Origin of the sequence: Pseudomonas sp. TH31 (genome assembly GCF_016650815.1) — a bacterium.
In the GTDB taxonomy this organism is placed as follows: domain Bacteria; phylum Pseudomonadota; class Gammaproteobacteria; order Pseudomonadales; family Pseudomonadaceae; genus Aquipseudomonas.
Genome location: NZ_JAEKEZ010000023.1, coordinates 254,154 through 261,828, shown reverse-complemented (window position 1 = coordinate 261,828; position 7,675 = coordinate 254,154). Strand labels below are relative to the sequence as shown.

Below are 7,675 nucleotides of genomic sequence, written 5' to 3'. Positions count from 1 at the left end.
CAATGCGCGATCGCGACCTTGAGATCCGCATGACCAGTGCGTTCGATACGCAGGTCGCACTCAAGCATTTCCTTGGTGTGCTCGCCGATGTGCAGCTTGCCCAGGTCCTGGACGTTCGGCAGGCCTTCAAGGAACAGAATTCGCTTGATCAGCTTGTCGGCGTGCTTCATCTCGTCGATGGATTCTTTGTACTCATGCTTGCCGAGCTTGTTCAGACCCCAATCTTCGTACATGCGTGCATGCAAAAAGTATTGATTGATCGCGACCAGCTCATTGGCAAGGATCTTGTTGAGATGCTGGATGACTGTAATGTCGCCTTTCATAATGGGGTCCTGCCCTTTATTAACTGTCTATAAAGGCGGAGTTTGAGCCGCGTAATTAAGAGTGTCAAACCTAAGTTATTGAAACTTATATGAAAATTAATCGGAATAAGAATGTTTGTGTTCCGCGTCTAGTACCTAACCGGTTGATTTTCAGGCATAAAAAAACCGGACATCAGTCCGGTTCTTTGAAATACGGTAATTATGCGGCAGTAAATTCAACAGGAAATGGGATCGCGGCCTGGGCCGTTTGCAGCTGGGTCAGGGTTTCACGCACCACTTCCTTGGCGAGGCAGGCGCATTTACCGCATTGACTGGCTACGCCGGTGGCCTGACGGACTTCTTTATAGCTGCAGCAACCTTCATAGATTGCATCGCGGATTTGACCGTCGGTGACGCCAGTGCAGAGGCAGACATACATAAAGTGAGAACCGTCGCTGGTTGTGACTCAATTGCGATGGATCTTAATGTTAACGAGAATGATTGTCAAAGTGGTTTCTGAAAGCGTTGCATTATATGCGTGCGTGACTGACGAACGGTGTGCCGGCTGGGCAATCCGCCAGTAAGCGTGGCGAGGGCGAATCAACCCGCCAGTCAAAAACCGTTAAGGACAGCTCAAATACGCCGTGTATGATGTTCGGTCCTTGCGAAGCAGGTTCGTGTCACAGGGATGTCGCTTGAGGGTGGCAAGCTGACGCGGACCCAGTGCTTCACGTTATTTTGACCAGGAGATATCCAATGAGCGTACTCGTAGGCAAACAAGCCCCTGACTTCACCGTACCGGCCGTACTCGGCAATGGCGAAATCGTAGACAGCTTCACCCTGTCGTCGGCCATCAAAGGCAAATACGGCCTGGTGTTCTTCTACCCACTGGACTTCACCTTCGTTTGCCCATCCGAGCTGATCGCGCTGGACAACCGCATGGCTGACTTCGCAGAGCTCAACGTGGAAGTGGTCGCGGTGTCGATCGACTCGCACTTCACTCACAACGCATGGCGCAACACCCCGGTGAACAATGGCGGTATCGGCCAGGTTCGCTACACCATGGCTGCCGACATCAAGCAGGAAATCATGAAGGCCTACGACGTTCAGTCCGCTGACGGCGTGGCATTCCGTGGTGCGTTCCTGATCGACGACAAAGGCGTTGTCCGTTCGCAGATCATCAACGACCTGCCGCTGGGCCGTAACATCGAAGAGTTGATCCGTGTGGTCGAGGCTCTGCAATTCCACGAAGCGCACGGCGAAGTTTGCCCTGCCAACTGGAAAAAAGGCGACAAAGGCATGACCGCTTCCACCGAAGGTGTTGCGGCTTACCTGACCGAGCACGCTGCGGCGCTGTAAGCCCAGGCGTCAGGCATAAAAAAACCGGCCGCCAAGGCCGGTTTTTTTGTGGGCGGGATAAACCCCTTCGACCGTATCAGTCGTTGAAGTCTTCCCAGCCGCCCATTTGTTTCCAGCGATTGACGATGCCGCAGAACAGCTCGGCCGTCTTCTCGGTGTCGTAGCGAGCCGAGTGGGCCTCGCGACCGTCAAAGTCGATATCGGCAGCCTGACAGGCCTTGGCCAGTACAGTCTGGCCATACGCCAGGCCGGCGAGGGTTGCGGTGTCGAAGCTGGAGAATGGATGAAACGGGTTACGTTTCATGTCCAGGCGCGCGACAGCGGCGTTGAGGAAGCCCAGATCGAAGCTGCTGTTGTGCCCGACCAGAATCGCCCGTTTGCAAGCGTTGGCTTTCAGGGCCTTGCGGATGCCCCGGAAGATATCGGTCAGCGCGGTTTCTTCGCTCACCGCCATGCGCAGCGGGTGATCGAGCTTGATCCCGGTGAATTCCAGGGCGGCCGCTTCGATGTTCGCGCCTTCAAACGGCTCTACACGAAAGAAGTAGGTGTGATCGGGATACACAAAGCCCTTTTCGTCCATGGCGATGGTGGTCGCCGCGATTTCCAGCAGGGCATCGGTGGCCGAGTTGAAACCACCGGTTTCTACGTCGACGACAACCGGCAGGTAACCACGGAATCGGGCCGCCATTGGATGACGAGGACCGCCTCCGCCGCCTTGACCGTCCTGTTCGTCGTCGAAATGGTCTTCACTCACGCGTGTTCCTCCAGCAGGCGCCAGCGCAGTTTTTCACCGGCGCGCAGCGGGATTACGGTCAGCTCGCCAAATGGCAGGCTGGTTGGGGCGGTCCACTCATCGCGGACCAGGGTGATGCGATCTGTATTCACCGGCAGGCCATAGAACCGCGGGCCGTTGAGGCTGGCGAAGGCTTCGAGCTTGTCCAGCGCATTGCGCTGTTCGAAGGCTTCGGCATACATCTCGATTGCAGCATAAGCGGTGTAGCAACCGGCACAGCCGCAAGCGGCTTCTTTGGCATGCTGGGCATGTGGTGCCGAGTCGGTGCCGAGGAAGAACTTCTCGCTGCCGCTGGTAGCGGCGTCGAGCAGGGCTTCCTGGTGAGTGTTGCGCTTGAGAATCGGCAGGCAGTAGAAATGCGGCCGAATCCCGCCCACCAACATGTGGTTGCGGTTGTACAACAGGTGATGAGCGGTGATGGTCGCGCCAACGTTGGCCGAGGCTGCGTTGACGAACTGCACTGCGTCAGCGGTGGTGATGTGTTCGAACACCACTTTGAGCGTCGGGAAACGCTCGACCACACGACGCATGTGCTCATCGATAAAGATCTTTTCGCGATCGAACACGTCGACATCGCCACGGGTGACTTCACCGTGAATCAACAATGGCATCCCGACTTCGGCCATGGCCTCGATCGCCGGGAAAATCTTGTCGATGCTGGTGACACCAGAATCCGAGTTGGTGGTGGCGCCGGCCGGGTACAGCTTGGCGGCGTGAACGAAACCGCTGGCCTTGGCCTCACGAATTTCTTCGGGCTGGGTACGGTCGGTCAGGTAGAGCACCATCAGCGGTTCGAAACGACTGCCGGCCGGCCGTGCAGCGAGAATCCGCTGGCGATAGCTGTCGGCTTCAGCGGCGTTGCGCACCGGAGGTACCAGGTTGGGCATGATGATGGCGCGACCAAAGGTGCGCGCGACATCCGCAACGGTATTGGACAAAACAGCACCATCGCGAAGATGAATATGCCAGTCGTCAGGACGCAGCAGGGTCAGGCGGTCGGACATGAGGGGATTCCAGGCGGGTCAAACTGAGGGGAATGCTACCGGAAAAGACTCATGCAGGCACTCGCTATCAAGTTTTGCAGCAAGCTTCCGATATTCAATAGGTATGCCGTAAACGTATGTGTCGGTCTTTTTGTTGTAGAAGCCAGTGGAGCCTCCCGTGCGCCAGCGTTATTTAGCCTTGCTCAGTGTGTTTGCCAGCCTTCCCGCGATGGCGCTCACTTTCCAGACCCGTCTGGAGAACATTGAGTGGACGGTCGAAGGTGACAAGTTCGAATGCCGCCTGAGCCAGCCGATCACCGACTTCGGTTCCGGTGAGTTCGTGCGTCGTGCCGGCGAGCAGGCGGTCTTTCGTCTCAAAGCCTACAACTCGATGATTGGTGGCGGTTCCGCGACGTTGCTGGCGGCCGCCGCGCCGTGGCAACCGGGGCGTGGGGACATCAACCTGGGCTCGGTGAACATCGGCAGCGGCAACGTGCTGTTCAACAGTTCGCAGGTTCAGGCCGGGCGCCTGATCAGCGGTTTGATGGACGGTCGCAGCCCGGTCATTCGCCATTCCTCGGGTGATGGCCGAGTGTCTGAAGTGCGTCTGCTGCCGGTCAGGTTCAGCAAGGCCTTCAATGATTACCAGGGGTGTGTGGCCAAGCTGTTGCCGCAGAATTTCGAACAGGTGAAGCAGTCCGAAGTCGGTTTCCCCGGTGAAGGCGTCGATCTGGATCCCCAGGCCAAGGCCAAGTTGCAGGTCATGCTGGAATTCATGAAAGCCGACCCAACGGTTAATCACATCGAGCTTGACGGTCATTCCGACAACAGCGGTAATCGTCTGACCAACCGTGAGCTATCACGCCGCCGGGCACTGGCGGTGATGGACTTCTTCAAGGCCAATGGCATTCAGGAGTCGCAGATCACCCTGCGTTTCCACGGAGAGCGCTATCCTTTGGCGCCGAACACCAATGCGGCCAATCGGGCCAGGAATCGTCGGGTGGCCGTGCGCCTGGAGCGCGTTGCGCCCATCGAGAAACCGGCACCTGCGGCCACCGCTTCCGCAGGCGCTGCGGCAATCTCCTGAACCTGCTGTAATCGTCGCTCGCTCGACATAATCTGTCGCTTCGTCGTCATAAGCTGTCGCGCCACTGTAAATTATTCCGTATGAGCGGTAGACTTCTCGGCTTTCCGTAGAACCCCGTGGAGTGATGGCATGGCGGACGTAAACAAGGTCGTTCTGGCGTATTCCGGCGGCCTGGACACTTCGGTGATCCTCAAGTGGCTGCAGGATACTTATAACTGTGAAGTAGTGACCTTCACCGCTGACCTGGGTCAGGGCGAAGAGGTCGAACCGGCCCGCGCCAAGGCTCAGGCCATGGGCGTAAAAGAAATCTACATCGACGATCTGCGCGAAGAATTCGTGCGTGATTTTGTGTTCCCGATGTTCCGTGCCAACACCGTTTACGAGGGCGAGTACCTGCTGGGTACCTCCATCGCTCGTCCGTTGATCGCCAAACGCCTGATCGAAATCGCCAACGAAACCGGTGCAGATGCCATTTCCCATGGCGCGACCGGCAAGGGCAACGACCAGGTTCGTTTTGAACTCGGTGCCTACGCCCTCAAGCCAGGTGTGAAAGTGATCGCTCCTTGGCGCGAGTGGGACCTGCTCTCCCGTGAAAAGCTGATGGATTATGCTGAAAAGCACAACATCCCGATCGAGCGCCACGGCAAGAAAAAATCCCCGTACTCGATGGATGCCAACCTGCTGCACATCTCCTATGAAGGCGGCGTGCTGGAAGACACCTGGACCGAGCACGAAGAAGACATGTGGAAATGGACCGTCTCCCCGGAGAACGCTCCAGATAAAGCGCAGTACCTGGAACTGACCTACCGCAACGGCGACATCGTCGCACTGGACGGCGTCGAAATGACCCCGGCCACCGTGCTGGCGACCCTGAACCGTATCGGTGGCGAACACGGCATCGGCCGTCTGGACATCGTCGAAAACCGCTACGTGGGCATGAAGTCCCGTGGCTGCTACGAAACCCCGGGCGGTACCATCATGCTGCGCGCTCACCGGGCGATCGAATCGATCACCCTGGACCGCGAAGTGGCTCACCTCAAAGACGAGCTGATGCCTAAATACGCCAGTCTGATCTACACCGGTTACTGGTGGAGCCCTGAGCGTCTGATGCTGCAACAGATGATCGATGCATCCCAGGCCCACGTGAACGGCGTCGTGCGCCTGAAGCTGTACAAGGGCAACGTGATCGTCACTGGCCGCAATTCCGACGAATCCTTGTTCGACGCCAACATCGCGACCTTCGAAGAAGACGGCGGTGCCTACAATCAGGCCGACGCGGCGGGCTTCATCAAGCTCAACGCCTTGCGCATGCGAATTGCCGCCAACAAGGGTCGCAAGCTGTTCTGAGACCTGTGTAGCGGTTATTGAGGTTGTGGCCCTGTCGTCGACAGGGCCACGGCTCAAAAAAGGGTTGTTCTTCCAGCATTATCTTGTCAGCGCTTGTCTCGTTTCTATCCCGTCCCTTATCTTCCTGATCATTAAATCCAGAGTGCATTCTGCCGCTCTTCAAGTTTCATCCCGCGTTGTCACGTCCTGTGAATTCAAGTTGTAAACAATCTAAAAGACTTTCCCGGGGATTTTATTCTTGTGCCTTGAAAACTTGAGCGCACCTTCCTTTCGTCGTTTCTCTGTCTGACCAGGGAAGGGCTGTGAAACGGCTGTCGATGTTTCAGAAAATGCTGAGAATATAGCGAGAATTGTCATGGGGTTCGAAATTATTTTTTTGATTTGTTCATGTTTTTTCTCATGGGTGACATCTTTTTTCTTGTGGGCAAAGGTGGCTGAAGGTGGGTTGTCTGAGTGTTTGCTAATGCTTTTTTTGAAGTGTTACTTCTGGAGTTGTATAGGGTTACTGCAGTGTTCGTGGTTGTAGAGTATCGGTTCTTCTTGTGTCAAAAATTTTTATTGTCCCTGTTTTGTTTTAATGTTGGAAATATCACGTGGGTTTAAGCGCGGGGCATTGAGTACTGGGTGCTTGGTTAGTTGTGAGTCCGGGGTTTTCGCGAAGCGTTGGTTGTAACCGGATACAAAAAAAGGCGGCAGAAAGCTGTGCGCTCTTCAAGCTGGAGGTTTTAAAACGCCTTATGTCCACGGCTTTTTTGTAGGACTTATCCGTATTGCTTGTAGGGAATGTCTCTCTGTAGGGAAGCTCGGGAGAGGCGGCATCCCACGGGTGAAACGACTAGGATATTGTGCGGGCTCTGAAAATTCGAACAGCGAAAATTGGACTTGCCCATGAATAAAGTGCTGATCGTGGATGATCACCCCGTCATTCGTCTTGCGGTGCGTTTGCTATTGGAACGCCATGGCTACGAAGTCATCGCAGAAACAGACAATGGTGTGGATGCATTGCAACTTGCTCGCGAACTTATGCCGGACATTGTCATTCTGGATATTGGCATACCGAAACTGGATGGGCTGGAAGTCATCGCGCGTCTGACCTCCGTGACGTCGCCGTTGAAAGTATTGGTGCTGACTTCCCAGGCGCCGGGGCATTTTTCAATGCGCTGCATGCAATCGGGGGCTGCCGGTTATGTTTGCAAACAACAGGATCTCACTGAATTGCTCAGTGCTATCAAAGCTGTATTGTCGGGTTACAGCTACTTCCCTAATCAAGCCTTGCATACGGTTCGGTCCAGCCTGGGCAATGCCAGTGAGGCCGATATGGTGGATCGTTTGTCGGGGCGGGAAATGATGGTGTTGCAGCAACTGGCTCGGGGGAAAACAAACAAGGAGATCGCCGATGGAATGTTCCTCAGCAACAAAACGGTCAGTACTTACAAGACCCGGTTATTGCTAAAGCTCAATGCCCGTTCGCTGGTGGATCTGATCGAACTGGCCCAGCGCAATGGCCTGGTATGACGGTACATAGTAAAAAGCCTCCGTTTCGGGAGGCTTTCAGGTGTCATAGATCAAAATCGTAATCGGCCAATTGCTTTTGCAGTCGGCGCTCCTCCAGCAGATTGTCGATGGTGCGGCGCTTGCTCAGGTTGGTCTTCGCCACTTCAACCACCGGTTCAGCGTCATCGGCCTCAACGGGGGTGAAGTCGTCTTCTACGTCCAATTGCTCTTTGCCAGTGCTCATTTTGTTACTCCAGGCTAAGACTGCCTTTGGCGCTCCTTATATCGACATTCTCCCGGCGGGTAAAAA

At 55.5% G+C, this 7,675-nt stretch carries 9 protein-coding genes; 4 read left to right on the top strand and 5 right to left on the bottom strand.

The genetic code is table 11. From position 1 onward, the window contains the following. A partial coding sequence (gene bfr, locus JFV26_RS17370; RefSeq protein WP_201194237.1) for a bacterioferritin occupies positions 1-323 on the bottom strand: 323 nt, incomplete at its 3' end. Positions 324-522: 199 nt separating this feature from the next. Then, positions 523-741: a bacterioferritin-associated ferredoxin gene (locus JFV26_RS17365; protein WP_201194236.1), complete on the bottom strand. Its 219-nt coding sequence runs from the start codon at positions 739-741 to the stop codon at positions 523-525. A 317-nt stretch (positions 742-1,058) separates the two neighbouring features. On the opposite strand from JFV26_RS17365, the gene JFV26_RS17360 reads away from it, so the two are divergent. Then, positions 1,059-1,661 (top strand): peroxiredoxin, encoded by a 603-nt coding sequence (locus tag JFV26_RS17360; RefSeq protein WP_201194235.1) that lies wholly within the window; start codon positions 1,059-1,061, stop codon positions 1,659-1,661. A gap of 76 nt (positions 1,662-1,737) precedes the next feature. Here the strand turns inward: JFV26_RS17360 and rnt are convergent, their stop codons facing one another. After that, positions 1,738-2,415, bottom strand: a complete 678-nt coding sequence (rnt, locus tag JFV26_RS17355) for a ribonuclease T (protein ID WP_201194234.1) — start codon at positions 2,413-2,415, stop codon at positions 1,738-1,740. After that, positions 2,412-3,458, bottom strand: coding sequence for a dihydroorotase (pyrC, locus tag JFV26_RS17350; protein WP_201194233.1), 1,047 nt, complete (start codon positions 3,456-3,458; stop codon positions 2,412-2,414). The genes rnt and pyrC overlap by 4 nt, the downstream gene beginning before the upstream one ends. 157 nt (positions 3,459-3,615) lie before the next feature. Here pyrC and JFV26_RS17345 point away from each other — a divergent pair, with 157 nt between their 5' ends. From JFV26_RS17345 to JFV26_RS17335, 3 genes are all read left to right on the top strand, one after another. Further along, complete coding sequence (locus JFV26_RS17345) at positions 3,616-4,524, top strand: OmpA family protein (protein ID WP_201194232.1); 909 nt, start codon at positions 3,616-3,618, stop codon at positions 4,522-4,524. A gap of 129 nt (positions 4,525-4,653) precedes the next feature. Continuing rightward, the gene (locus JFV26_RS17340) at positions 4,654-5,871 is read left to right on the top strand and encodes an argininosuccinate synthase (RefSeq protein ID WP_201194231.1); all 1,218 of its coding nucleotides are present in this window, start codon (positions 4,654-4,656) and stop codon (positions 5,869-5,871) included. Between the two features lie 888 nt (positions 5,872-6,759). Next, positions 6,760-7,386 (top strand): response regulator transcription factor, encoded by a 627-nt coding sequence (locus tag JFV26_RS17335; protein ID WP_201194230.1) that lies wholly within the window; start codon positions 6,760-6,762, stop codon positions 7,384-7,386. 43 nt (positions 7,387-7,429) lie between these two features. Here JFV26_RS17335 and JFV26_RS17330 read toward each other — a convergent pair whose 3' ends face one another. Next, complete coding sequence (locus JFV26_RS17330) at positions 7,430-7,609, bottom strand: PA3496 family putative envelope integrity protein (RefSeq protein ID WP_007898493.1); 180 nt, start codon at positions 7,607-7,609, stop codon at positions 7,430-7,432. Positions 7,610-7,675 lie beyond the last annotated feature (66 nt).

What these genes read in the sequence shown, in the direction of transcription:
- JFV26_RS17340 (WP_201194231.1), top strand. Translation starts at nt 4,654, where the DNA reads ATGGCGGACGTAAACAAGGTCGTTCTGGCGTATTCCGGCGGCCTGGAC.
- JFV26_RS17335 (WP_201194230.1), top strand. Translation starts at nt 6,760, where the DNA reads ATGAATAAAGTGCTGATCGTGGATGATCACCCCGTCATTCGTCTTGCG.
- pyrC (WP_201194233.1), bottom strand. Translation starts at nt 3,458, where the DNA reads ATGTCCGACCGCCTGACCCTGCTGCGTCCTGACGACTGGCATATTCAT.
- JFV26_RS17365 (WP_201194236.1), bottom strand. Translation starts at nt 741, where the DNA reads ATGTATGTCTGCCTCTGCACTGGCGTCACCGACGGTCAAATCCGCGAT.
- JFV26_RS17330 (WP_007898493.1), bottom strand. Translation starts at nt 7,609, where the DNA reads ATGAGCACTGGCAAAGAGCAATTGGACGTAGAAGACGACTTCACCCCC.
- JFV26_RS17360 (WP_201194235.1), top strand. Translation starts at nt 1,059, where the DNA reads ATGAGCGTACTCGTAGGCAAACAAGCCCCTGACTTCACCGTACCGGCC.